25 protein-coding genes are annotated in these 25,464 nt (G+C 35.6%); 10 read left to right on the top strand and 15 right to left on the bottom strand.

Translation table 11 applies throughout. From position 1 onward, the window contains the following. Positions 1–7 precede the first annotated feature (7 nt). From GQ594_RS07180 to putP, 7 genes are all read right to left on the bottom strand, one after another. Positions 8–730, bottom strand: a complete 723-nt coding sequence (locus GQ594_RS07180; protein ID WP_160411980.1) for a tetratricopeptide repeat protein — start codon at positions 728–730, stop codon at positions 8–10. 16 nt (positions 731–746) lie between these two features. Next, on the bottom strand, positions 747–2,024 hold the full coding sequence (gene hisS / locus GQ594_RS07175; RefSeq protein WP_160400806.1) for a histidine--tRNA ligase: 1,278 nt from the start codon (positions 2,022–2,024) through the stop codon (positions 747–749). Positions 2,025–2,048: 24 nt separating this feature from the next. Further along, positions 2,049–3,158 (bottom strand): flavodoxin-dependent (E)-4-hydroxy-3-methylbut-2-enyl-diphosphate synthase, encoded by a 1,110-nt coding sequence (gene ispG, locus GQ594_RS07170; protein WP_160411981.1) that lies wholly within the window; start codon positions 3,156–3,158, stop codon positions 2,049–2,051. 86 nt (positions 3,159–3,244) lie between these two features. Further along, the gene (locus GQ594_RS07165; protein WP_160400808.1) at positions 3,245–3,685 is read right to left on the bottom strand and encodes a helix-turn-helix domain-containing protein; all 441 of its coding nucleotides are present in this window, start codon (positions 3,683–3,685) and stop codon (positions 3,245–3,247) included. A gap of 69 nt (positions 3,686–3,754) precedes the next feature. Then, entirely contained in the window at positions 3,755–4,621 is an 867-nt protein-coding gene (pdxY, locus tag GQ594_RS07160) for a pyridoxal kinase PdxY (protein WP_160400809.1), read from the bottom strand. Positions 4,622–4,625: 4 nt separating this feature from the next. Then, positions 4,626–5,897 (bottom strand): tyrosine--tRNA ligase, encoded by a 1,272-nt coding sequence (tyrS, locus tag GQ594_RS07155; RefSeq protein WP_202112517.1) that lies wholly within the window; start codon positions 5,895–5,897, stop codon positions 4,626–4,628. Between the two features lie 56 nt (positions 5,898–5,953). Continuing rightward, positions 5,954–7,441 carry a sodium/proline symporter PutP gene (gene putP, locus GQ594_RS07150; protein WP_160400810.1) on the bottom strand — a complete coding sequence of 496 codons (1,488 nt, stop codon included), beginning with the start codon at positions 7,439–7,441 and terminating at the stop codon, positions 5,954–5,956. Between the two features lie 265 nt (positions 7,442–7,706). Between putP and nth the strand changes: the two genes are divergently transcribed. Further along, positions 7,707–8,345: an endonuclease III gene (gene nth, locus GQ594_RS07145; protein WP_160411982.1), complete on the top strand. Its 639-nt coding sequence runs from the start codon at positions 7,707–7,709 to the stop codon at positions 8,343–8,345. A gap of 6 nt (positions 8,346–8,351) precedes the next feature. Further along, positions 8,352–8,894, top strand: coding sequence for an endonuclease SmrB (smrB, locus tag GQ594_RS07140; RefSeq protein ID WP_160400812.1), 543 nt, complete (start codon positions 8,352–8,354; stop codon positions 8,892–8,894). A 355-nt stretch (positions 8,895–9,249) separates the two neighbouring features. Here the strand turns inward: smrB and cgtA are convergent, their stop codons facing one another. The 4 genes from cgtA to rplU form a co-directional block, all read right to left on the bottom strand. Continuing rightward, complete coding sequence (gene cgtA / locus GQ594_RS07130) at positions 9,250–10,416, bottom strand: Obg family GTPase CgtA (protein ID WP_160411984.1); 1,167 nt, start codon at positions 10,414–10,416, stop codon at positions 9,250–9,252. Further along, positions 10,416–11,381 (bottom strand): DMT family transporter, encoded by a 966-nt coding sequence (locus GQ594_RS07125; RefSeq protein ID WP_160400815.1) that lies wholly within the window; start codon positions 11,379–11,381, stop codon positions 10,416–10,418. Before GQ594_RS07125 ends, cgtA begins: the two co-directional genes overlap by 1 nt. Positions 11,382–11,464: 83 nt before the next feature. After that, positions 11,465–11,725, bottom strand: a complete 261-nt coding sequence (gene rpmA, locus GQ594_RS07120; protein ID WP_025314437.1) for a 50S ribosomal protein L27 — start codon at positions 11,723–11,725, stop codon at positions 11,465–11,467. 15 nt (positions 11,726–11,740) lie between these two features. Next, entirely contained in the window at positions 11,741–12,049 is a 309-nt protein-coding gene (gene rplU / locus GQ594_RS07115) for a 50S ribosomal protein L21 (RefSeq protein ID WP_065636425.1), read from the bottom strand. Positions 12,050–12,281: 232 nt separating this feature from the next. On the opposite strand from rplU, the gene narX reads away from it, so the two are divergent. From narX to GQ594_RS07100, 3 genes are all read left to right on the top strand, one after another. Next, the gene (narX, locus tag GQ594_RS07110) at positions 12,282–14,111 is read left to right on the top strand and encodes a nitrate/nitrite two-component system sensor histidine kinase NarX (RefSeq protein WP_160411985.1); all 1,830 of its coding nucleotides are present in this window, start codon (positions 12,282–12,284) and stop codon (positions 14,109–14,111) included. After that, positions 14,095–14,748, top strand: coding sequence for a two-component system response regulator NarL (narL, locus tag GQ594_RS07105; RefSeq protein ID WP_160411986.1), 654 nt, complete (start codon positions 14,095–14,097; stop codon positions 14,746–14,748). Before narX ends, narL begins: the two co-directional genes overlap by 17 nt. A gap of 257 nt (positions 14,749–15,005) precedes the next feature. Then, on the top strand, positions 15,006–16,028 hold the full coding sequence (locus GQ594_RS07100) for a DUF4272 domain-containing protein (RefSeq protein WP_160411987.1): 1,023 nt from the start codon (positions 15,006–15,008) through the stop codon (positions 16,026–16,028). 147 nt (positions 16,029–16,175) lie between these two features. Here the strand turns inward: GQ594_RS07100 and cysG are convergent, their stop codons facing one another. The 4 genes from cysG to nirB are packed head-to-tail and all read right to left on the bottom strand — an operon-like array spanning position 16,176 to position 21,238. Next, positions 16,176–17,549 (bottom strand): siroheme synthase CysG, encoded by a 1,374-nt coding sequence (gene cysG, locus GQ594_RS07095; protein WP_160411988.1) that lies wholly within the window; start codon positions 17,547–17,549, stop codon positions 16,176–16,178. Positions 17,550–17,586: 37 nt separating this feature from the next. After that, positions 17,587–18,354 (bottom strand): nitrite transporter NirC, encoded by a 768-nt coding sequence (nirC, locus tag GQ594_RS07090; RefSeq protein ID WP_160411989.1) that lies wholly within the window; start codon positions 18,352–18,354, stop codon positions 17,587–17,589. Between the two features lie 26 nt (positions 18,355–18,380). Beyond that, positions 18,381–18,713 carry a nitrite reductase small subunit NirD gene (gene nirD / locus GQ594_RS07085; protein WP_160411990.1) on the bottom strand — a complete coding sequence of 111 codons (333 nt, stop codon included), beginning with the start codon at positions 18,711–18,713 and terminating at the stop codon, positions 18,381–18,383. Continuing rightward, positions 18,710–21,238 (bottom strand): nitrite reductase large subunit NirB, encoded by a 2,529-nt coding sequence (gene nirB / locus GQ594_RS07080; RefSeq protein WP_160411991.1) that lies wholly within the window; start codon positions 21,236–21,238, stop codon positions 18,710–18,712. Before nirB ends, nirD begins: the two co-directional genes overlap by 4 nt. Before the next feature lie 288 nt (positions 21,239–21,526). Here nirB and GQ594_RS07075 point away from each other — a divergent pair, with 288 nt between their 5' ends. The 5 genes from GQ594_RS07075 (at position 21,527) to GQ594_RS07055 (ending at position 25,257) form a co-directional block, all read left to right on the top strand. Further along, on the top strand, positions 21,527–22,024 hold the full coding sequence (locus GQ594_RS07075; RefSeq protein WP_160411992.1) for a MarR family winged helix-turn-helix transcriptional regulator: 498 nt from the start codon (positions 21,527–21,529) through the stop codon (positions 22,022–22,024). Positions 22,025–22,098: 74 nt separating this feature from the next. Then, complete coding sequence (locus GQ594_RS07070) at positions 22,099–23,232, top strand: HlyD family secretion protein (protein ID WP_202112518.1); 1,134 nt, start codon at positions 22,099–22,101, stop codon at positions 23,230–23,232. Beyond that, positions 23,229–24,386 carry an ABC transporter permease gene (locus GQ594_RS07065; RefSeq protein WP_202112519.1) on the top strand — a complete coding sequence of 386 codons (1,158 nt, stop codon included), beginning with the start codon at positions 23,229–23,231 and terminating at the stop codon, positions 24,384–24,386. Before GQ594_RS07070 ends, GQ594_RS07065 begins: the two co-directional genes overlap by 4 nt. Before the next feature lie 431 nt (positions 24,387–24,817). Continuing rightward, positions 24,818–24,982: an HTH domain-containing protein gene (locus GQ594_RS12475; protein WP_160411993.1), complete on the top strand. Its 165-nt coding sequence runs from the start codon at positions 24,818–24,820 to the stop codon at positions 24,980–24,982. 41 nt (positions 24,983–25,023) lie between these two features. Further along, positions 25,024–25,257, top strand: a complete 234-nt coding sequence (locus GQ594_RS07055; RefSeq protein ID WP_160411994.1) for a transposase family protein — start codon at positions 25,024–25,026, stop codon at positions 25,255–25,257. Positions 25,258–25,464 lie beyond the last annotated feature (207 nt).

Here is a 25,464-nt window from a genome sequence, read left to right as displayed (position 1 = left end):
GGATAAATTAATTTTTACTTTCTTCTGTTGCTTGCTTTTCTTTAGCCTCTTGTTCGGCTTTTTCTTTAGCCGCTTGGGCTTCTTGTTCAACTTGTTGCTTTGCTTTTAAATATTCGGCTTGATTCAGCTTCATTTTAATGATTTCTTCTAAATCTGGGGTTGGTGAAGAGGTTAGCGCAACGTTGTAAGCATCGACAGCATCAGCATAATGTGTCATTTTAACAAAGACATCGCCACGAAGATCGTTAATTACTGCTCCCCAGCTTTCATTATTAATATGGCTTAACGAAGTTAAACTTTCTTGATATTGACCTTGTTGATATTGTAATCGCGCAATACGAATATTAATAATCGTTTTAATCGGTTCTGAGTCAGTTTTCTTTAATGCATCAACTAATAATTCTTGCGCGCCGTGGTAGTCTTTTAAAACTTCAACATAAAATTTAGCCGCACGCAAACTAGCAAATACACCGTAAATAGTATCGTTGTCTTTAGCAAAAGAGACCAATTCATTAACAGAATCTGTCTTAGCATCATCTAACTCAGCAATTAGCTGCTCGTACTTATCTGAATATTCAATTGCCTTTTCAGTTTTATATGATTGCCAATAGCGCCAACCATAAAAAGCCAATAATCCGATCACCACAATGGCAACCATAATTTTCCATCTTTTAGCAAAAAAGCTTTTTATTTTTTCAAGTTGTTCTTCACTCGATAATTGATGACTCACGTTTTTCTCCTATTCTTTACTTAATCGCTAAACAAGTTTGGACAACTTCTTTTTGTGCTACTTCAACTTGTTCGCCTGTTTGTAAATTTTTAATCATTACAGACTGATTAGTTAGTTCATTTTCACCAATAATAATCGCTATTTTAGCACCTAATTTATCAGCCTTGGCAAATTGTTTTTTAAAATTACTACTACCATAATTTGTCATAATTCGCCAATTAGGTAGGCTATCGCGTAATAACTCAGCAATATTTTGTGCAACTGAAATTGTCTTTTCATCGCCCGATGAGATCATGTACACGTCAATTGAATTATCACAATTGAATGATGGATTAACAGCTTGAACTAATAATACTAAACGCTCAACCCCCATTGCAAACCCAACTGCTGGTGTCGGTTGCCCACCAAGTTGGCTAACTAACCCATCATAACGACCACCACCACAAACAGTACCTTGTGCACCTAAACTAGTGGTTACCCATTCAAATACAGTACGGTTATAGTAATCTAAACCACGAACTAATCGCTGATTAATATTATATTTTATCCCTGCATTATCCAGTAGACGACATAACCCTTCAAAATGTTGTTTCGATTCTTCGTCTAAATAATCAAACAATTTTGGCGCCTGATTAAGTAGCTCCTGCACAACTGGATTTTTTGAGTCAAGGACTCGTAATGGATTAGTATACATTCTACGTAAACAGTCTTCATCCAATTTGTCTTTATATTGCTCAAGAAAAGCAACAAGTGCATTTCGATAATTGGCTCTTGCTTCAAGTGATCCAATTGAATTGAGTTCTAAGGACGTATGATTTTCCAGACCTAACGCTTTCCAAAAGCGTGCAGTTAAAAGAATAAGCTCTGCATCAATGTTTGGTCCTTCAAGCCCAAAGACTTCAACACCAAACTGATGAAATTGACGATAACGTCCTTTTTGTGGTTTTTCGTAACGAAAAGCGGGTCCTAAATACCAAAGGCGTTGTTCTTGATTATAAAAAAGTCCGTGTTCAATACCTGCACGAACACAACCCGCAGTAATTTCAGGGCGTAGAGTGATGCTTTCATCATTACGATCATTGAAAGTATACATCTCTTTCTCAACAATATCGGTGACCTCGCCCACAGCTCGCTTAAATAGTGCGGTATCTTCAACTATTGGTGTTCTTATTTCATTATAGCCATAGCTATTTAATACACCTTTAACAATTTTTTCAATCTGTTGCCAACTTGCGCTATCTGTAGGAAGTAAATCATTCATCCCACGTATAGATTGGATTTTTTTTTCTGTCATTCGTTCATTCGCTATTAAATAAAATTATAATTCCGTTGCTACAATTCGATTTTTCAAAATTAATGCTTTAGCTCGAATTTTAGCTTCTAATTCATCAATCATTCTTTCGTTATCAATACGACCGATACGCACACCATCTTCATAAAAGCCACTTTTATTATGACCACCAGCAACGCCCATCGTTGAAGCTAAAGCCTCACCAGGACCGTTAACCACACAACCAATAATAGATACATCCATCGGTATAATGATGTCTTCTAACCGTTGTTCTAATGCGTTGACTGTACTAATGACATCAAACTCTTGGCGAGAACAGGTTGGACACGCAATAAAGTTAATGCCACGAGATCGTATACGTAGTGATTTTAAAATATCAAATCCTACTTTCACTTCTTCAGTTGGATCGGCTGCTAAAGATACGCGAAGTGTATCACCAATCCCTTCTGATAATAATAATCCTAATCCTATTGCTGATTTAACTGCACCACTACGAACACCACCAGCTTCGGTAATACCTAAATGCAATGGTTGCTTAATTTGCTTAGCCAATAAGCGATAAGCATCAACAGCAGTAAACACATCTGATGCTTTTACACTCACTTTAAATTGTTCGAAATTAAATCGATCAAGTATATCCACGTGGCGCATTGCTGAGTCAACAATCGCTTGTGGTGTTGGTTCACCATATTTTTCTTGAATATCTTTTTCAAGTGATCCCGAATTAACACCAATGCGTATGGGAATATTTTTGTCTCTGGCACAATCAACAACAGCACGGATCCTTGATTCATTCCCTATATTTCCGGGATTAATTCTTAAACAATCAACACCATATTCCGCTACTTTCAAAGCGATACGATAATCAAAATGAATATCAGCAATAAGTGGAACGTTAGTTTGCTGTTTAATTAATTTAAATGCCTCAGCTGCATCCATCGTTGGAACGGATACTCGCACAATATCAACACCTACACGTTCAAGTGCTCGAATTTGAGCAACAGTCTTTTCAACATCCGTTGTACGAGTATTTGTCATCGATTGAACAGCGATAGGAGCACCACCACCTATCGGCACACTACCGACATAAATTCGGGTAGATTCTCGTCTAATAATAGGTGAATCAGGATGACTCATAACATGCCTAATGATATTACAAAATAACCAGCTAACAATCTTAACAAGATTTAAAGCAAATGTCTGTATGAGAATAACAAAATTTGCTAACTATTAACATGGTTAAAAGAAGATGGGGAAACATAATGACTGACTTCAACAAAATGACTTTTATCATCTTTATTAATAAAATATAAAGCCACACCAAGAACACAAAGAAGAATAAATATACCCATAAAAATAAAAGGTGCTTTACTTCTTTTTTTAACTATAAGCGTTTTGATTTGAATTTTCTTTTGTTGAGATTTAGACTGCTTGGTTAATTCATCGATGTAAGGCTGATACTGCTCAGCTGATAAGCCAACGATTTCGGCATAAGAACGAATATAGCCTTTTACAAAAACGAAAGGGGCATGGGGTAATTGGTCTTTTTCTATATCGTCAATTACAGTTTTTCTCACATGAATTTTATTGGCAATATCATCTTGAGTTAACCCCATTTGTTCTCGTAAATCTGCGAGCATGACTCCTAATGAAATATTGTCCATTATCCCCTCATAAATTTCATACTAACCATTAGCTAACATAATTTTACATACTTTTACGTATTTTTACAATTAAGCAATTTTTTTCGCACTAAACCACTGTGTCGGCTTTTCTATTTCATTTTGGGCTGCAACTAATTGTAGTTCATATTCATCTTGTTTTAAGGTTTCAAGCATAACAGCATACACGGCAGAAGTCGTGTGTTCAAAAGCCTCAACCAACGATTTACCAAGCAAAATATTTGCTAAAAACAGTCCACTAGTCATATCACCAACACCAACTGGCTGCCTTACACCAAAATCAACAAGTGGGCGATCTATATGCCACGCTTCGTTTTGAGTCACAAGCAACATTTCAAAACGATCATTTTTATATCCTGCACGGCTTAAATGTTTGACTAAGATTGCTTTAGGACCTTTTTTACATAATTGCCTACAAGCTAATATTGCTTCGTCAACATTATTGATACGTTGTTTACCATTTAGTTCTTCAAGTTCTAAAATATTCGGTGCCATCATATCAGCCACAGGCAAAGCGGTATTACATAAAAACTCTGATACACCAGGTGCAACAAAACAACCTTTTTCAGGATGACCCATTACAGGATCACAAAGATAAATCGCATTTGGATTAACAGCTTTTACCTTTTTAACAATCTCGATAATAGCATTGCCTTGCTCTGGTGATCCCATATAGCCACTTAATACCGCATCACAACGTTTCAATTCATCAATTTCATGAATTCCATCGGCAATCTCTGTTAAATGAGATGCTGACATTACCGTTCCAGTCCATTGGCGATATTGAGTATGGTTAGAAAATTGTACGGTGTTTAACGGCCAAACATTAACACCTAATCGACGAATAGGAAATTCAGCTGCGCTATTTCCTGCATGACCAAAAACAACATGTGACTGAATCGATAAAATATTTTTCATGAGATTAACTCCAAATTAACAAGCAATAATATTTTTTGCCACGACGAAGTAAAGTATAACGATTAAAAAGCTTATCGCTATCAGTAAAACGATAATCTGTTGTAGTATTACGTTCACCATTAATTGAAATAGCATTGGATTCGATCATCGTTCTAGCCTGACCTCTTGACGGAGCAAACTGTGCATTAACGATAGCTTGTTGTAAATCAACATCACTTTCAACAGCTAATGTTGGCATACCATCTTGAGCTAATTGCTCAAAATCAGCTTCAGATAGATCAGTTAATTTACCTGAAAACAGGCTTTCTGTAATGCGTTTTGCTGCAACAAGCCCATCTTCACCATGGACTAAGCGAGTAACTTGTTCAGCAAGTACGTATTGCGCGCGAGGTGCAACACCACTATTTTTATCCTCTTCCTCTAATGCGTCAATTTCACTTAACGGCATAAAGGTAAAGAATTTTAAGAAGCGATAAACATCTGCATCAGCAGTATTGATCCAAAACTGATAGAATTTATATGGGCTAGTCTTTTTAGGATCAAGCCATACTGCACCACTTTCAGTTTTACCAAATTTAGTACCATCTGATTTAGTGATTAACGGCACGGTCAAACCATAAACTTGTTTTTGATGTAAGCGACGAGTTAAATCAATACCAGCAGTAATGTTACCCCACTGATCCGAACCACCAATTTGTAAAACAACATCATGCGATTTGTTCAAACAAGCAAAATCATACGACTGTAACAAACTATAAGAAAATTCGGTAAATGAAATTCCTACTTCATCACGATCAATACGCTGTTTCACTGACTCTTTATTAATCATTGAATTAACTGAAAAATACTTACCAACATCACGCAAAAAAGTTAGCACATTCATACCGCTAAACCAATCGTAGTTATTAGCAACAATCGCTGCATTTTCACCGCAATTAAAATCCAAAAACGGAGAAACTTGTTGCTTAATTTTTTCGCTCCACTCAACTACGGTCTCTTCAGTATTGAGTTTGCGTTCAACTGCTTTAAAACTCGGATCACCAATTAGACCAGTTGCACCACCAACCAAAGCAATCGGTTTATGCCCAGCTAATTGAAAACGCTTCAAACAAAGTAATGGTACTAAATGACCAAGATGCAAACTATCGGCAGTAGGATCAAAACCACAATAAAGCGCAATAGGATTTTGTTCTATTAGTTCTATTAGAGCTTTTTCATCAGTAAGCTGAGCAATCAGCCCACGCTCTTGCAGTTGTTTGATCACATTTTTTGTCATGATATTTACCTATTAAATTTTTTACGTTTATATTCTACTTTACTTTAAAATAAGATTTATTCTGTTTTGTTATGATAACGTTTATACGCTTGTTTAAAATGATCTTCCACTATTTCATTAGGCTTTTTGTCAAAAAGGCTAAAAACCACAATCGCAATAGAAGCAAATAAAAAGCCAGGAATAAGGGAATAAAGATTAAACCAATTAAAATTAATCCAAAGCAATACAGTTGCAGCTCCAACAATCATACCAGCTAATGCACCGTTACGTGTCATTCGAGACCAAAATACTGAAAAAACAATAATTGGACCAAACGCGGCACCAAAACCAGCCCATGCATGACTCACCAAATCAAGTACACTATTATTGGGATTTATCGCCAATAAAATAGCAATAACTGAAACCAATAACACCATAATACGCCCAACCCAAACCAGTTCTTTTTGTTGTGCTTTTGGTCTAAAAAATGCGCGATAAAAATCTTCGGTTAGCGCACTTGAACAAACAAGTAATTGACAGCTTAATGTACTCATTACTGCCGCTAAAATGGCGGCCAACAAAACACCTGCAATCCAAGGATTAAAGAGTAATTTTGATAATTCAATAAAAATACGCTCATGTTTACCATCATTAATCAAGTAAGCCAAATCGGGATGATGAGCAAAAAAAGCAATACCAAAAAAACCAACCGTGATTGCACCAACTAAACATAGAATCATCCAAGTCATACTAATTCTACGGGCATTTTTCATTACATCATGTGAATCAGCGGCCATAAACCGAGCTAAAATATGCGGTTGACCAAAATAGCCAAGTCCCCAACCTAATAGTGAAATAATTGCAATAAAATCCATATGGGAAAATAAATTGGTGTAATCAGAATTAAGTGATTCAATATAAATCATTGCATCAGAAAATCCTCCAGCATTCACCATAACCATAATTGGCGTTAAAATAAGGGCAAACATCATCAAACTAGCTTGAATGGTATCAGTCCAACTTACAGCCAAAAATCCACCAATAAAGGTATAAATAATTGTTGCTCCAGCTCCGGCTAACATTGCCCAGCCATAACTCATACCAAATGTGCTTTCAAATAATTTAGCGCCAGCAACAACCCCAGATGCACAATAAATAGTAAAAAAGATAAGAATAATCACCGCTGAAATAATACGCAATAAAGAGCTTTTATCGTCAAATCGGCGAGCAAAATAGTCTGGCAATGTTAAAGAGTTATGATTAATTTCAGTAAAAACACGTAATCGTCCTGCTATAAGTAACCAATTAAGATAAGCACCGATTATCAAACCAATAGCAATCCAACTTTGTGAAACACCAAATAAAAAAACAGCACCAGGTAGCCCCATTAATAACCAACCACTCATATCTGAAGCACCAGCTGAAAGCGCAGTCACGACACTACCGATACGGCGCCCACCTAAAATATAGTCACCAAAATTCTGCGTTGATCGAAACGCAAAATAGCCAATAGCAATCATGCCTAAAATGTACACAGCAAAGGTGACAATCATTGGTAAGGACATATCTAAAAAAACCTTGTTTGATGAAATTAAAAAATAGTTGGCTAGCTTATCATAAAATCACCATGCTAAAAAGTCGATGATTAGGAATGTAAATACACAAATATCTAAAATTTGTACAACGTTTAAAATAAATGTCATTGACAATTTATAATGGTTGCTGATGTATTTTGTTGCCAAGCGTATATAAAAACTAAATATGAGCTACAGATAAATAGTAAATAAAAGTATATAATATGTAGCATGCTATTTTTAATATAATAACTTTGTGAAACAATCGACCAGAATACAAATTCTACAAAAATTAAAGGATCATATTAAAGATCCTACAACAGAACTAGTTTATCAAACACCTTTTGAACTACTAATCGCGGTAGTTCTTTCGGCACAAGCAACAGATGTCAGCGTAAATAAAGCTACAAAACCATTATTTGCTATTGCAAATACTGCTGAACAAATTCTAGCTCTTGGTGTTGATAATTTAAAAAACTATATTCGTACAATTGGGCTTTACAATAGTAAAGCTGAAAACATAATAAAAACGTGCCAAATTTTAGTTGATAAGTATCAAGGCGAAGTACCCGAAGATTTTAACGCACTGATTGAGTTACCTGGCGTTGGACGTAAAACAGCAAATGTCGTATTAAATACGGCTTTTGGTTGGCCGACTATCGCCGTTGATACTCACATATTTAGAGTAAGTAACCGTACAGGCTTTGCACCAGGAAAAACTGTTGAAGCCGTTGAACAAAAATTGCTTAAAGTAGTGCCGGAAGAATACAAAATAAATTGCCACCATTGGTTCATTTTACATGGTCGTTATATCTGTATTGCCAGAAAACCCCGATGCGGTGCTTGTGTTATTGAAGACTTATGCGAATTTAAACAAAAAGTTTACCCAGAGTGAAAATCAATGCAAAACAAATTTAATTTAGACCAAGATGATATAAACTTATTTAAAAGTAGCATTGGTAATACAAAAAAGCTTAAGCAAGATACCGTTATTCACAAACCATTAAAACGGTCTCAAAAAATAATTGCTACAGAAAAACTACAACATGAAAAAACTCATGCTGAGTTTTATTTTTCCGATGATTATCAGCCACTATTGCAAGAAGATCCTATTCGCTATAGTCGAGAAAACGCCGATCCATACGAAGTAAAAAAACTAGGTCGTGGATTTTATGAACCTGAGTTTTTTTTAGATCTACATGGATTAACCCAAAAAGAAGCCAAAAAAGAGATCGCTGCACTTATTGCTGCTTGTTTACGAGAAAACGCACATTGTGCGTGCATCATGTATGGACATGGAAAAAACATTTTAAAAAAACAGACACCTATGTGGTTAGCTCAACATCCGAATATTGTCTGTTTTCATCAAGCACCTAAAGAATATGGTGGTAGCGCAGCATTACTTGTTTTATTTGATATCAATAATGAATTAGCAAATAGCTAGTATTTGAAAGTTAGAATAATGATGAATCGCACAAAAATAAAAAAGCCAGCTTAACAAATGCTAGGCTGGCAAACATTGGAAGCAATGTGAGCAATGTCATACTTTTTCAGAAGTCTTTCGAGCTCCAATAAAGTACATTTAAATGATAATGATTATTATTACCAAAATCAAGCATTATTTTCCTTTTCTTGAAATAAAAAAATAATCTTAAAATCAATAAAATTTTAATTTAACTATAAAAAATAAGAAATGACAAAAAAGCAGGGAAGGCTCCATGCTTTTTTAATAAATTCAATCAATTATTTGAGATAACATGAATTAGGAAAAGATGCCACAATAGCATTACCGCTACTGATTATTTTTGATAAATAAACTCAACACCCTCTTCATCGCTTTCGTCCCAATCATCAAAATCATCGTCATCATCAAAAGCGTCATCCATGGCTTGTTGATGATAATCATCCCACATAAATTCAACTTTTTCAGGTGATGATTCTTCTTGTTCCTCTTCCCGAGGGTGTGCGTTAATATATTCCATTAAGTCCCAACATAACGGTTTTACCCCCTCATGATTAAACGCTGAAATGACATAATATTTGTCATCCCAATCAAGTGCTTTAGCAATTTCTGCAGCGCGTTTAGCACTTTCTTCTTCACCTAAAACATCCATTTTATTAAATACTAACCAGCGTGGTTTATTTGCTAGTTTTTCACTATATTGATGAAGTTCTTGAATAATCACTTTAGCATTTTCAATTGGGTCTGATCCATCAATTGGAGCAATATCAATCAAATGAACTAAAACACGACAACGTTCCAGATGTTTCAGAAAACGGATACCAAGCCCTGCACCATCTGATGCTCCTTCGATTAATCCTGGAATATCAGCAACCACAAAACTTTGTTCATTATCCATTCTAACAACGCCTAAACTCGGTACTAACGTCGTAAAAGGGTAGTCTGCTACTTTAGGTTTTGCAGCTGATACAGAACGAATAAAAGTTGATTTACCAGCATTTGGTAATCCTAACATACCAACATCGGCAAGCAATAATAATTCTAACAAAACATCACGTTTTTCACCCGGTGTACCATCTGTTTTTTGTCTTGGTGCTCGATTAACCGATGACTTAAATCGTGCATTTCCAAGTCCATGAAATCCACCTTTCGCAACTAACACTTTTTGCTGATGATGGGTTAAATCGCCAATAATTTCACCTGTATATTTGTCAGTAATTCTTGTTCCAACAGGAACCTTAACGGTAATATCTTTCCCTCTTTTACCAGTACAATCTGAACCTTGCCCATTTTGACCACGTTCGGCTCGATAATTCTTTTCAAACTGGAAATCAACCAATGTATTGAGATTTTCATCAGCGATAAAAAATACATCACCACCATCACCACCATCACCACCGTCAGGGCCACCTTTTGGAATGTACTTTTCTCGACGAAAACCGACACAACCATTACCACCATCACCAGCTTCGACCCGGATTGAAGCTTCATCTACAAATTTCATTATTCTTCCTCTTTCTTCTGGTTAATCAGCCAGCCTTTTCTTGGATGCCATAAATAATGCCCAATTGTTGCAAACATTGCACCAGCAACTACAGAAACTGCACCAATATAACCTAAAATATTTAAATACTGCATGGCAAACTTTTCTGGCCAAATCACAGCAAACAGATCTGAAAAAATTAAGGCAAACAACGGTGTTAGTGTTGTAATAGCACTAACCTGTGCAGCTTGCCAACGTTCCATTGCCATAACTAACGCACCATAAGCAATAATGGTATTTAAACCACAAAAAATAATGGCAAACAATTGAGTTGGATCGGCATTGGCTATTTTCGTTGGCGATGCAAATGGCCATAAAAATACAGTACAAATAAGATAAATTAACCAAAGTAGCTGTTCTGCAGCTAATTTACGTAATAACACTTTTTGAGCCAATGCATAAGCAGCCCATGAAATTGAGGCAAGTAACGCAAGCCAAACACCAATGCCATAAGTAGACATATTAGCAAAAAGAACAGTAATATTTTTATTAAAAAATAGTCCTAGACCCATTAACAATACAGAAATACCAATTATCTGTGTCGGTCTCAACCGCTCTTTAAAAACAAAAGCGCTTGAAATCATAAATATCACAATCCCCATTTGACCAACAACTTGAGAAGTTGTTGCAGAAAGGTACTGGACAGCATTTGCAAATAACGCAAAATTGCCGAGTAAACCAAATCCGGCAATCATCAGTAAGATAAAACGTCGACGTTTTTTAAACATCAATAAATTAGGAAACTGCTTTTTATAGGCTAGCCATATCGTGATACCAACTGCGGAAATTGCCAAACGTGACCAAGCCAAAGTTAATGGATCAATAACCACTAATGCATATTTCATTGCGATCGGTACTAATCCCCACAAAATTGCGGTTAACATGGCTAACGCAAAACCTAATTTAACATTTTGCTGTTTTATCATAATAAATAATATTATATAAATTTAAGAAATGAAAAAAGCCCCACAATGACTGTGAGGCTTCCATAACTTTTAAACCGTTTTAATTAACTATTAGCAATAACGCTAACATAACGACGGTTTTTAGGTCCTTTAACTTCGAATTTTACTTGTCCATCAATTAAAGCAAATAAGGTATGGTCACGACCACAACCTACATTAGTACCTGGGTGAAATTGAGTTCCACGTTGACGAACTAAAATATTACCAGCAAGAACTTCTTGAGAACCATAACGTTTAACACCTAAACGTTTACTCTGGGAATCACGACCATTACGTGATGAACCACCAGCCTTCTTATGTGCCATTGTTCGATACTCCTATTAAGCGATTGCAGTGATCTTCACATCAGTAAACCACTGACGGTGACCTTGTTGTTTACGATAGTGTTTACGACGACGGAATTTAACAATTTTCACTTTATCGCCACGACCATGCTCAACAATTTCTGCTTTAACTGTTGCACCTTCAACAAACGGAGCACCAACCTTGATGTCTTCACCATTTGCTACCATTAAAACTTTATCGAAAACGATTTCTGAACCAGTTTCGACTTCAATTTTTTCCAAGCGAACGACTTGACCTTCGCTAACTCGGTGTTGTTTACCACCACTTTGGAAAACTGCGTACATACTTAACTCCGCAATAAAAAGCAGACGATTACTTGATTAAACATATATGTCTGCGAGATTAATCTTATAGGGCGTGAATTTTACGCAAAATTTATCCTTGTTGCAAGCGCTGTTTACTAAAAGATCGCAAAAAGTGACAAAAAAGATCAGATACATACTGTTTTCACGTTACAATAAAACATAAATTATTATTTGTTCCACAAGCATTCATTATAGAAATCTGAACATCAATATGCCAAAAAGAAAAATTCACTATACAGCGTCAATTATTAATCGCCTAACGTTATTAATTTTTTTTTGGGGGATCACTGTTTTATTAGCACTATCGTTTTCAACTCAGGTAGCCAATGATACAAAAGGTGGTGCATATATGGTTAATCAGTTGGGTTTATTGAGAATGAAAAACTACCAACTGCTTAGCATGATTCCCCTCAACAAAAAAGAGTATGACCGTTTAAATATTTTTATTGATATTTCTTCATCACAGCAGCATTTAATGATTTTGAAACGTTACGGATTAATAAATGAATTTAATCAGTTAGAAAATGACTGGCGCACTCAACTTGCACCTAAAATTCGACAGGCAAAAAAAATTAATGATATAAAAGCAGACGTAGAAAACTATGTAATTCGTATCAATCACCTAGTACAAAAAATTGATCAAAAAACCGAAAACAAAATTTATTATATTTCTCAGTTACAACAATTATTTATTGTTATCATCATATGCTTTTTGATTATTCAAATTTATTACTTACGTTACTATCTCCTTACTCCGTGGAAAAAACTTATTGAAATGGCTGAGGCAATAACTAATCACGATTTTAGCCAACGTTTTAATATTAAATTGAAAAAAAACGAGTTTGATCTATTAGGACATGCTTTCAATAAAATGTCAGCTCAAATTGAATCACAATATTTATTACTAGAAAAGCAAGTTGCAGAAAAAACAGCTAGATTACAGCAAACCAATAAAATGATTTCGTTCCAATATCAAGCCACCAAGAAATTATATACTTCAGCGCCATTATGTGAACGTTGTTTAAAAATCCTGCGAGAACTAGAAGAATTAGTCCCATTAACACAATTTCAAATACGCTTTTATGAATCAGATGATCCTAAAAATTATCAACAAATTAGTTACGATAATGAACAAAAATTACCTTATTGCCAAAACCTCAAATGTAATGCATGTTTGAGCCCATCAAAAGCTAATTCCCCAAAAGGAGTTCAGCGTTATTGGTATCTTCAAGAAAACGAACAAAAATACGGGATATTATTTGCTTTTCAGCCAACTGAAATAATACTGACTGATGAACAAGAAAACTTAATTATGGGGCTTATTGAGCAAATCACTACCGCAATAAAACTAGATAGACAAATAGAACAACAAAAACAATATCTATTAATGAAAGAACGCTCTGCAATGGCTAGAGAACTACATGATTCCATTGCTCAATCACTATCCTGCTTAAAAATACACCTTAGCTGTTTACAAATGCAATCTGACTTAACCTCACAAAACAGTATTGAGTTACTCACAATGATGCGCAAAGAAGTCAATATTACCTATTCTCAACTAAGAGAGCTGATTACTTCATTTCATTTACGTTTAAGCCAAACAGGGTTTTATTCCAATTTAATGGAATTAATTGAAGAATTTAATGAAAAATTACCATTCAATATTCAGCTTGAATACCAATTGCCTCTAAATATTATCAATAGTAAATATACCTTTCATTTACTACAAATTATTCGCGAAGCGCTTAATAATATATATAAACACGCTAAAGCTACACAGGCTATTGTCAGTTTGCAAATGGATGAAGATAATATTATTACTATTCACATAGAGGATAATGGTGTTGGTTTACAAAATGACATTAAACAAGATAACCATTATGGATTGATTATTATGCGAGACAGAGTTGAAATACTAAATGGTAATTTAATAATAAATAGCTTTCCTCACAAAGGAACACAAATTGTGATAACATTTAAGGCTAATAAAACCATTCCATTTCAGATAATAGAGACAATAAAAAATGGAGCAAATGACTAGTTCAATACTTATTATTGATGATCATCCTATGTTAAGAAATGGCGTAAAACAGTTAATAAATACAGTAAGCCATTTTCAAATCGTAGGAGAAACAGGCTCGGGAATAGAGGGCATTAAATTAGCAGAAGAACTTGATCCAGATATCATTTTACTTGACATCAATATGCAGGATGTTAATGGATTGGAAATATTACGTTATTTGCGAGAAAAAAACCTATCTAGTCGCATCATTATGTTCACTGTATCAGATGCAAAAGAAGATATTATCACTGCACTAAAAACTGGTGCGGATGGATATTTACTAAAAGATATGGAACCAGAAGATTTTCTCATATCATTAAAAGAAATTTCGATTGGAAAAGTTATTATGGATGATGCTATTTCACACATTATCCTCAATTATTTACGTTATGGAGAAGAATTAACCCAAAAAAAAATCCATGATGTAAGTTTATTAACACCAAGAGAGAATGAAATTTTCAACTTATTAGTTCAAGGCTTATCAAACAAATTGATTGCAAAAGAACTTGGCATCGTTGAAAGTACCGTAAAAGTACACATTAAAAGCATATTTAAAAAACTCAATTTTAAATCACGAATGGAAATGACCGTATGGTATCTACAAAGTAAGGAATAATCTTATCCACTGAAAAATAAAAATAGATAAATCTTTATGCGTTACCTTATAGGGCAAAACGATGTATAACACCAAATCTTCTTGTTCGGCGATTTGGTAAATAACATTATTTATTCAAAAAAATAACAAGCATCATAAAAAATGAAACAGAGCATTGAAAACTAGAAAGGTACGATAACTTATAATAGAATTGCACAAACAAATAGCCGCTATTTATAGCCATAAAACACACAAAATCTGAAATAGGAATGTTTGAAATGCCAATATTGATTAATGCTTATTCTACAGTCACTCATCCACCAGCCATTGATTTCCCTTGTGAACGTTTATATCATCGCGGATTAGATGATTCTGAATTGATGAAACACCTTGATGGTTTTATCGGTTATGTCATGCAAGCAGGAGATGGGCAGATGAATTCACGTCGTTATGCTTTGTATCGCCATATCCAACGAGTTAAACATCAATTTACCTTTGAGATTGAAGAAGATAATTTCAGTGAGTTTACCACTTGGGGCTGGCAGGCAAATGCCATTATATTGATGCCGGATGGAACTATTCGTAATCCTGATGGAGATGTATTGCAATATCCCGATGGTGATATTGATTTAGATGCAGTTATCCCTTACCCACCAGAAGCATTAAAGCGCAAAACAAAAACTGAGCAGTATTTAGCCAAATTGGGATTGCATACGCCGACACATTTACCACCGGTTATTGCTGAATCCGAAGTAATACTTAGAACACCTGAAGAAGTAGCTAAACGTGCTTTAGCGATAATGTTAACAGGCATTCAAGCCGAAAGCTTTCGAGAAAATGATCCGATTAATCCGATGGAATTTAAAGAACGTTGCCCAACAGGGTTTGCGGCTTTATCAAATAATGAACGTGACTTTATTTATAGCGGGCAGCCAACAGAGCAAGATGTGATCGATATGTCTTGGAAATACGAAGCACTATTACCTTTACAATGGGCGATCAATTGGCAATCTGAGCTCCCTTTTGCTGATACTATCTGTAATGTTTCATCGTTAGTTGATGAAGGAATGCAACATAGTGATCAAGATATTTCTACTGTAACCCTAAGACCTGTTAGTGAATTGCTAGATGCTTTAGATTTGCATTACCGCTTACATTGGATAACCAGAGATTTTCAAATGGAAGATAAGCAACCTCCTGCGTCAATTATAAGTGATGTTATTCAAGAGCGTCACTATGCTTTAAATTGGTTAACTAACTTTGAAAATGCAGATTGGGATGATGTAGATACTCCAACTTGATAATCTTTATTTTTTCTTCATGGTAACATTATGATAATATCAAATTAATAAATTCTATATTAATTAACCAACAAATCATTTTGTTACCTATTCTTTTAATTTTTTAGTTATTCTTTAACTATTTTCTAAAATAATAACTCCTTTAGATTAATGCTCAGAAAACCAATTCAGCTTTTCACGTAACGCAACAACAGGGCCAATAACAATTAAGCTTGGACTGCGAGCTTGTAATGATAGTTGTGTCAAATTGCTTAATACCCCCGATATCACTTTTTGTTTCGTTGTGGTACCCTCTTCAACAATCGCAACTGGGGTATTTGCATTCATTCCATGCTTAATTAACTGCCTTTCAATGTTTTCTGCTTGAGATAACCCCATATAAAAAACTAATGTTTGTTTTTCTGCTGCTAAACTTTGCCAATCAAGATGACTACCATCTTTTAAATGTCCCGTAATCAAACGTACACTATGAGCATAATCTCGATGTGTTAATGGAATTCCGCTATAGGCAGAACATCCCGAAGCCGCAGTAATACCCGGCACAACAGAAAATGGAATATCTGCATTAAATAAGGTTTCAAGCTCTTCCCCACCACGACCAAAAATAAACGGATCTCCCCCTTTTAAGCGAACAACACGCTTACCTTTCTTCGCTTGCTGTAAAAGAATTTGGTTTATTTGTTCTTGAGGAACACAATGAAATCCAGCTCGTTTACCAACAAAGATACGCTGAGCGTCTCGCCTAGCAAGATTCATAATTTCATCTGATACTAATCTATCATACACAATAATGTCTGCTTGCTGGATTTGCTGCAATCCCTTTATGGTCAGCAATCCCGCATCGCCAGGCCCTGCTCCAACTAAAACAACTTCACCTTGATAATCAAGCGATAAATCAAATAGCTCATTGGTCAGCCTTTCAACGCGATCTGAGTCATTATTTGCGATCGCCTGAGCTAATCTATCATGAGAAAACAATCGCTCCCAAAAGCGACGACGGGCAGCCATGGTTTTATAGGTTATTTTAACTTTATTGCGTAAATAGCCTGCATATTTAGCTAATTTACCTAAATGCTGAGGTAAAATAGACTCTAATTTTTCTCGTAGTAATCTAGCCAAGACTGGAGCATGTCCTTCTGAAGAAACTGCTACCATAATAGGGGAACGATCAATAATTGAGGGCATTATAAAGCTTCCCTCTTTTGCTGAATCAACAACATTGCAAAAAACGCATCGTTTTTCAGCCTCAATACTTACTGTTTTATTCGTATCTGGGTTGTTTGTTGCAGCAATGACTAGCCACTTATTATCAAGTAATTGAGCATCAAATTTACCTTGCTGTAAAACTAACTTTTTTTGCTCCTGCCAGCATAAGAATTGTTCATTAAACTCAAGTGCATTAACTGTTAACTTCGTGCCAGCATCAAGCAATAGCCGAGCTTTCCGCTCGGCGATTTCACCACCACCAACTAGCAAGCAGTTGCGGTTTTCTAACTTACAAAATAGTGGAAAATAATCCATAAAGCCTCAATACTTATCATTCATAATTATACCAAAATTATGGTCTCTCAGCTTTAGGTGTAGCATACCAATATCCTAATCCCATAAAAATGGCACCAGAAACAATATTACCCAACGAGACCCAAAGTAAATTATGGCCAATTCCAGCTAATGTAAAAGCATCACTATGGTGACCAAACCAAGAAAGTGAAAAAAGTGTCATGTTCGCAACGGAGTGTTCATAACCACAAGCAATAAATGCTAACAAACACCACCAAATAGCGATAAACTTTGCAGAACCTTCAACTCGATTAGCCATCCAAATCGCTAAACAAACTAACCAGTTACATAAAATACCCCTAAAAAATAATGCTGAAGCTGAAGCAGACGTTTTTGCCAAAGCTGCTGCATGAACCAAACTAGTATCAGTTGATAATAGAGGTGTTGCAGCATAAAAATACAATGCAGCAACAAAAATTGAACCTAATAAATTTCCTAACCATGTTTGCGGCAATACTGTCCACATTTGGGTATGAGTAATTTTTTTACATTTTACTCCTAGAGTTAAAAACATGGTATGCCCTGTAAATAACTCAGAACCTGCAATTACAACCAACGTTAAAGCAATGCCAAACGTTGCCCCCATAAGTAAAGGTCTTATTGATGGATCAACAAGGTTTCCTAAAGTAAAAATTAAAATAATTCCTAGTCCTACATAAGCGCCAGCCATAGCAGAGCTTAACCAAAAACCAAAAGAGTTATTTTTTGCCAAACTAACAATACGCGCAGCATTTGCTGCACATTTATTAACCGTATCGGTATACATAGATATTTATCCTTTTTAAAATATAGTCATTGTGCTCTTACTTGCACTGTACCATCTTCACTAACGTTTACATCATAATGAGTGACAGAATATTGCTCATCATCCAGACAATAACCATCTTTTAAGCGAAAACGTTGTTTTTTTAGAGGACTTGCCACCCATAACTCATTTTCATGTTCTGCAATAATGCCACGAGATAAAACACTTGCCTTAGCAAACGGATCAATATTACTAATTGCATAAATTTCAGTATTATTATAAGGACGAAAAATAGCCACATGATCATTACCAACTAAAGCACAAACACCTGTGCCAGGTAAAATGTCATCAAGCTTACAAACTGTTATCCATTGACTCATATTATCCCCCTATACATTACTTTTCGTTCTTCTGCGGTAGCTGGGCGATGTTGATCACGCTCAGGTACAATTTGGACATTATCATCACGATTGCTACTGTTAATAAAATGAGCAAACCGACTTTTGTTTTCAGGATTTTCAACAGTTTTTTTCCATTCGCATACCATTAATTTGCGTAACCGTGCCATTTCATTTTCTAGTTCTGCATTAATGCCGAGTTTATCGTCAATAATAATACTGCGTAAATAATCAATGCCGCCTTCAAGATTTTCAAGCCAAACCGATGTGCGTTGTAACTTATCGGCTGTACGAATGTAAAACATAAGGAAACGATCTATATATTGAATAAGTGTATTTTTATCAAGATCAGCAGCAAGTAAATCGGCGTGACGAGGTTTCATACCCCCATTACCACAAACGTAAAGGTTCCAACCTTTTTCTGTGGCAATAACACCAATATCTTTACCTTGAGCCTCAGCACATTCACGCGTACAACCCGATACACCTAGCTTAAATTTATGTGGTGCACGAATACCTTTATAGCGATTTTCAAGCTCAACACCCAAACCAACACTATCGCCGACACCAAATCGACACCAAGTATTACCAACACAAGTTTTTGCCATTCGTAATGCTTTGGCATAAGCATAACCGCTCTCGAAACCAGCATCAATAAGTTCCTTCCAAATAGCAGGAAGATCATCTTTTTGTGCACCAAATAAACCAATACGTTGTGAGCCAGTAATTTTAGAATAAAGATTATATTTTTTAGCTATTTGACCAACAGCAATTAATCCTTCTGGCGTGATTTCACCACCTGCACTGCGTGGAATTACCGAATAAGTCCCATTTTTTTGTATATTGCCTAAGAAAATATCATTACTATCTTGCAAAGGAATTAAATTATCTTTAAGAATATAATCATTCCAGCATGATGCTAATAACGAACCAACTGTTGGCTTACAAACTTCACAGCCATAACCTTGTCCATGTTTTTTAATCACTTGCTCAAAGGACGTTAAGCCCTCAACACGGATTAAATGATACAATTCTTGACGAGAATATTTAAAATGTTTACATAATGCGTTGCTAACTTCGATCCCTTGCTTAGCTAACTCCAAGTTCAGAATTTGGGTAACTAATGGAATACAACCACCACACCCTGTTCCTGCTTTCGTTTCAGCTTTTATTGCGGCAACGGTATGGCAACCGGCATTAATGGCATGAATAATTTTTTCTTTTGTCACATCAAAACATGAACAAATTTGAGCAGAATCAGGAAGCGCATCAACGCCCATCGTTGGTTTTGCACCTGCATGTGCTGGCAGTATTAACGTGTCTGGATGTTCGGGTAGCTCCATATCATTAAGCATTAATTGTAGTAAATTGCTATAATCTGATGTGTCGCCAACTAATACTGCACCTAAAAGCTTTTTATTGTCGTTAGAAACAACTAACTTCTTATAAACTGATGCGATTTCATCTGAATAAACATAACTACGGCTACCAATTGTTTTTGCTTTGGCATCACCAATACTTCCAACATCTACACCCATCAGTTTCAATTTAGCACTCATATCTGCACCTTCAAATTTAGCAGATTCACCCATTAAATGAGCTAATGCAATCTGAGCCATTTTATAGCCAGGTGCAACTAAACCAAAAACCTTGTTTTGCCAACAAGCACATTCACCTATAGCATAAATATCGGGATCGGATGTTTGACAATAATCATTAATCACAATTCCGCCACGAGATCCAATTTCCAGCTCACATTCTTGCGCTAATTTATCGTTTGCCCGAATCCCTGTCGAAAAAACAATAAAATCAACTTCAAGTGTTGAACCATCTGCAAATTGCATGATTTTACCATCAGGGCTATGAATAATTTCTTGAGTATTCTTACTGGTGTGGACACCAACGCCCATCTCTTCGATTTTTCGGCGTAATTGCTCTCCACCCATAGCATCAAGCTGTTCTGCCATAAGCACTGGAGCAAATTCAACCACATGCGTTTGCATACCTAAGTTTTTCAACGCACCAGCCGCTTCAAGCCCTAATAATCCACCACCTACAACAGCACCTTTTTTACTGCGAGTTGCACATTCCTGAATAGCATCAAGATCTTCAATCGTACGATAAACAAAACAATCCGAACCATCAGCGCCTTTAATCGGTGGAACCCAAGGATAAGAGCCTGTCGCAATAATTAATTTATCATAAGCAACAATTCGCCCTTGTTGAGAGTGAATCTCCTTACGCTGACGATTAATTAAAATAGCCCGTTCATTAAGTAAGACTTTAATATTATTCTCTTCGTATAAACCTTCACGAACTAAAGAAAGCGCTTCTGCTGTGTGGCCAGAAAAATAAGAAGAAAGGTGCACCCGATCATAGGCAAGTCGTGGTTCTTCACAAAATATAGTAATATTAAACTGATTAGGCTGTGCTTTATCGATTAATTCTTCAACAAAACGATGCCCAACCATCCCATTACCAATAATAACGAGATTGGTTTTACTCATACAAAACTCCAATTTTATTTTAATTTAATGATTTAATTTTATTTTGATAACATTGTATGAAACTTTGTACAGATTATAACTACCCTCAAGGATTACCACTTTAGTGGTAAGAATAATAATTTAAAAAAATATCCCATGAATTACGCTTACTTAACAATAACTAAAAATGGACAATATTGATAAAAATATCCTACTAAATTACTTAACTCCTCCATAAAAAACTAAAAAACTTGCCAAGTATTATTAAATTTATATAATTAGCCGACTAACTAAATTGAGTAATGACAATTGAATTATAATTCAAGAATACTGCCTTCTCGTGAAACCTTAGCACGAGCACAAAGATTTAACGATGATATTGTTGAGGTATCGGGTGTTGATCTGGTATTAAGTTTAATCACAACGGCCGATTTAATTCGTTCTAATATTTACGCACAATTAGATAAAGATTATGGTGTGTCTGAAGGTAAGTTTGCCTTACTGATGTCATTGTTTTCAGAGGGTGAAACTTGCGCTAGCGATTTAGCACTGCGTATAGGTGTTACACCCGCTACGGTATCTGTTATGGTTAAAAGAATGTTATCGGCATCTGAACCATTAATTTCAATGTCAAAAAATGATGATGACGGTCGTTCACGCCTAATCGCATTAACAAATGCGGGTGAAAGACTAATTCAAGATGCATTACCCAATCACCTAAAAGCAATCCGCGCTTTTGCGCAGGTACTAGATTCGCAAGAACAAGAATCCTTAATATTAATGTTACGAAAATTATTACGAAAATAGCCATCTTAAAAGACTTAACGGTTATTTTTTATTTAAATAATTAGCTGACTAAATAAATGGAAAATAAGCTATCTATGAATATGAAAAATGTAGAGATGAAAAAAAACATCAAAATCCCACTTATCTTTTTGCTCCTTTTAGTTTTTGGATCATTCTTAATTTTCCTTGGTTCAAGAAATGATGCCGTAACAGTTGCTAAAAGCATCAAATCTGGAGTATTAACCGCTGATGAAATTAATATTGCCTTTCAAAATGTCGGCGGAAAAGTCACCAAACGATTTGTGCAAGAATCACAAATGGTAAAAAAAGGTGATCCACTTATGCAGTTAGAAGATACTGATACTAAGCTAGCTATCGATCGCATGCAAGCACTTGTTGATAGTCAAAAAGCAGCCGTTAATCAAGAACAAACTGCTATCAAAATTACAGAGAATGAAACTAACCTTTCAGAATTATCAACTTGGCGCAAGATTGAAGAAATGCAAGCCAATTTAGAAGCCGCAAAATCTGCTCAATATTTAGCTAACATTGAATTTGACCGCCAAACACAATTACGCAAAACAGGTGGCAATTCTCAATCGCAACTAGATAACGCCCGTCATGCCTTTACTGCCGCCAAAATGCTAGTTGTTCAAATCGAAAGTCAATTATCGACTTTAATGATTGGCGCAACACCTGAGCAAATTAGCCAATTTAGGCAAACAAAAAATGCAACAGGCATGACAATACAATCTATCACTATTGCACGGCAAAAACTCGAAAACCGCAAAAATCAACTTGCTCAAATACAAGCACAACTTGCACAAGGCGAAGCCGAATTAAAACAATTACAACTCAATAACGAACGGTTAACATTAAAAGCGCCTGAAGATGGCAAAGTATTAAAACTCCTGTTCGAAGATGGTGAAATGGTACCCAATGGTGCACCAGCCGTATTATTAGAAACCGAACGCAAATATATCGACATTTATGTAAATGAAAAAATGGTTAATGATTACCAACCAGACACAACTGTTACAGCGAATGTGATTGCGCTTAATAAAGAAGTAAAAGGAAAAGTCCGTTTTGCCACAGCAGCACCATCTTTTGCTGATTTACGAATGACACGAGAACGAGGACAAGCTGATTTAACCTCTTATCAAGTCAGAATTTATATCGAACCAATCCCAAAACTATTAACAGGCATGACACTTGAGGTTGAAAAATGATGCAAAACATCATTAAATCCATTCTTGAAGAACTCGACGCCATGCTGTCAGGTCACTTTATTCCTTATTATAAAGTCTCGATTGGCTTAGCGGCTATTGTCTCGCTCATATTTTCAATTGTATTAAGCCACGGCGCTGTTTTTGAAGGAAAAATTGCAGTTATTGATCTTGATGGCTCTCATTATTCGACTGAATTAATTAGCAAAGTTAACACATCGCCTTATATTGAAGTGACAGAAGTGATCCGAGCACCCGTAAACCCAATCACTTTAGTGTCCCACGACCGTAATTTAGGTGTTTTATATATTCCCAAAGGTTTAGAAAAAAGCTTAAAAAAAGGCGACAAAACCGTTCGCTTAGGTTATTTTGCTGATGATACTAATGACGCACAAAATGCCAAGGTATTACAAAGCTTAAATGAGTACATTCCTGAATTAGGTGCCGAACTCAGTATTGGTAAAGTCTCCACATTAGGGCTTGGTCATGATGGTATCGAAGCAACTTTATCACCAATGCAGCTTAAAACACGCTACATGTTTAACCCAGCAAGCTCCTCAACCATATCGACAATTATCTATTTCGTTTACTTTTTCTCATCACTGACTTATGGGTTAACCTCATTAATGATAGTTGGGCGCTTAAAAGTCACTGGCATGTGGCAAACCGCAATAGAAAGAGGATTTGTTTCATTATTAGCAAGAACAGTTCCTTATGCACTATTTTATACTACCGCATTAACCCTCATTACGGCCGTACTGGTCATATTCGGACAATTACGCTTTGATGGTAATTATTTTGCATTTTTGCCAAGTGTATTTATGACAGGACTGGCATTTGGTTGGTTAGGATTTTTACTTTCTTGGACAACCAATAACCCAGGCGAAGGAGCTAGCAGAATGATTTTTTTAGTTCCACCGGGGTTTATCATGGGCGGTTCAACAATGGCAGTAGGTATTATGCCGATATGGACATATTACGTTAGCCATGCATTCCCATTAGTTTGGTTATTTCGCTTCTTCCGAGATTTTGCTATGCGAGGACGTTCATTGATTGATATGTTTGCTACTTATGGCGCTTTCATTATCTACTTAACGGTCATTGCTTTTGTTGTAATGATATTTGTTGAACGAACAAAAAAGACAGCAAAAAACTAATTTTGTTAAAAATTTCAGGTAATCCCTATGTTTCAGTAAAAACTTGATATAACATCACATCTTTTTTACACCCTTTGGTGAATTTTCACCTAGGGTGAAATTTATTATTGGTTCCTCCTTTTATTTTGGAGTATCACAACAATGACTTTATAAAGCTGATGCTCATTAAAGTAACTTTTCCAATCCCAAAATTCAAATAACCGTGCCCAATAAAATACTATTCACACAACAACTCAAATCACTTCCCCACAAAAACTACCTTTAAGTTATCATCTAAACGATTCAAACCAAATTTCATCAAATTCTTCTTGATAACGTTGTATTTTGGAATAGGGAGGAATACAAACTACAATCATCGATAAAAAAGTACTTAAAATGATTATTTGTAGAAATTCCTCGTGTTGTTTACAGTAATTTGAGAAACTACTGTAATGAATATACATAAAAAAACAAAACTAACGCCTTATCACAGACAAGAGATATGGCGCTTATATCATAAAGAAAAAATAACGGTCACTGATTTGGCAAAACACTTTATGGTCAGTCGTCCTACCATTTATAACATACTAAAGAAAGCCCGATTGAAGATAAATTAAGACGGCAAGCTAAATGCGATAACAAAACCTATCCGGGTGAAATGCGACACGTTGATACCAAACGTTTATCTTTACTTAAAAATGAAACAAAACAGCAAACGAGAGAATATTTATTTGTTGGCTTTGATGATTTTTCACGTGAGCTTTATGCCGGTATTTATCCTGATAAATCCCAATTTTGCTCGGCACAATTTTTACTAAACGATGTGTTAGCACAGTGTCCTTATACTATTACATGTATTTATTCCGATAATGGACGTAAATATCAAGTGTAACTATCCCCTAAAATAGTACAGCAAAAAAGTAGAAAATTCTCTATGATAAAAGAAAAGGGGATTTAATTATGAAAAAAAATGACTGAACATCAAATCGTCGCTATTTTAAAAGAAGCTGAAGCGGTATTCCGGTTAAAGAACTGTGCCGTAAATAGGGCATGGGTAATTCAACTTTCTATAAATGGCGGGAAAAATACGGCGGAATGG

This window comes from Gilliamella sp. Pra-s52 (assembly GCF_009795805.1).
GTDB lineage: Bacteria > Pseudomonadota > Gammaproteobacteria > Enterobacterales > Orbaceae > Gilliamella.
Note: the sequence above shows the minus strand (reverse complement) of the source record. Positions and strands in the feature narration are given on the sequence as shown.

What these genes read in the sequence shown, in the direction of transcription:
- hisS (WP_160400806.1), bottom strand. Translation starts at nt 2,024, where the DNA reads ATGACAGAAAAAAAAATCCAATCTATACGTGGGATGAATGATTTACTT.
- ispG (WP_160411981.1), bottom strand. Translation starts at nt 3,158, where the DNA reads ATGAGTCATCCTGATTCACCTATTATTAGACGAGAATCTACCCGAATT.
- GQ594_RS07165 (WP_160400808.1), bottom strand. Translation starts at nt 3,685, where the DNA reads ATGGACAATATTTCATTAGGAGTCATGCTCGCAGATTTACGAGAACAA.
- pdxY (WP_160400809.1), bottom strand. Translation starts at nt 4,621, where the DNA reads ATGAAAAATATTTTATCGATTCAGTCACATGTTGTTTTTGGTCATGCA.
- tyrS (WP_202112517.1), bottom strand. Translation starts at nt 5,897, where the DNA reads ATGACAAAAAATGTGATCAAACAACTGCAAGAGCGTGGGCTGATTGCT.
- putP (WP_160400810.1), bottom strand. Translation starts at nt 7,441, where the DNA reads ATGTCCTTACCAATGATTGTCACCTTTGCTGTGTACATTTTAGGCATG.
- smrB (WP_160400812.1), top strand. Translation starts at nt 8,352, where the DNA reads ATGCAAAACAAATTTAATTTAGACCAAGATGATATAAACTTATTTAAA.
- cgtA (WP_160411984.1), bottom strand. Translation starts at nt 10,416, where the DNA reads ATGAAATTTGTAGATGAAGCTTCAATCCGGGTCGAAGCTGGTGATGGT.
- GQ594_RS07125 (WP_160400815.1), bottom strand. Translation starts at nt 11,381, where the DNA reads ATGATAAAACAGCAAAATGTTAAATTAGGTTTTGCGTTAGCCATGTTA.
- rpmA (WP_025314437.1), bottom strand. Translation starts at nt 11,725, where the DNA reads ATGGCACATAAGAAGGCTGGTGGTTCATCACGTAATGGTCGTGATTCC.
- rplU (WP_065636425.1), bottom strand. Translation starts at nt 12,049, where the DNA reads ATGTACGCAGTTTTCCAAAGTGGTGGTAAACAACACCGAGTTAGCGAA.
- narX (WP_160411985.1), top strand. Translation starts at nt 12,282, where the DNA reads ATGCCAAAAAGAAAAATTCACTATACAGCGTCAATTATTAATCGCCTA.
- narL (WP_160411986.1), top strand. Translation starts at nt 14,095, where the DNA reads ATGGAGCAAATGACTAGTTCAATACTTATTATTGATGATCATCCTATG.
- GQ594_RS07100 (WP_160411987.1), top strand. Translation starts at nt 15,006, where the DNA reads ATGCCAATATTGATTAATGCTTATTCTACAGTCACTCATCCACCAGCC.
- cysG (WP_160411988.1), bottom strand. Translation starts at nt 17,549, where the DNA reads ATGGATTATTTTCCACTATTTTGTAAGTTAGAAAACCGCAACTGCTTG.
- nirC (WP_160411989.1), bottom strand. Translation starts at nt 18,354, where the DNA reads ATGTATACCGATACGGTTAATAAATGTGCAGCAAATGCTGCGCGTATT.
- nirD (WP_160411990.1), bottom strand. Translation starts at nt 18,713, where the DNA reads ATGAGTCAATGGATAACAGTTTGTAAGCTTGATGACATTTTACCTGGC.
- nirB (WP_160411991.1), bottom strand. Translation starts at nt 21,238, where the DNA reads ATGAGTAAAACCAATCTCGTTATTATTGGTAATGGGATGGTTGGGCAT.
- GQ594_RS07070 (WP_202112518.1), top strand. Translation starts at nt 22,099, where the DNA reads ATGAATATGAAAAATGTAGAGATGAAAAAAAACATCAAAATCCCACTT.
- GQ594_RS07065 (WP_202112519.1), top strand. Translation starts at nt 23,229, where the DNA reads ATGATGCAAAACATCATTAAATCCATTCTTGAAGAACTCGACGCCATG.
- GQ594_RS12475 (WP_160411993.1), top strand. Translation starts at nt 24,818, where the DNA reads ATGAATATACATAAAAAAACAAAACTAACGCCTTATCACAGACAAGAG.
- GQ594_RS07055 (WP_160411994.1), top strand. Translation starts at nt 25,024, where the DNA reads ATGCGACACGTTGATACCAAACGTTTATCTTTACTTAAAAATGAAACA.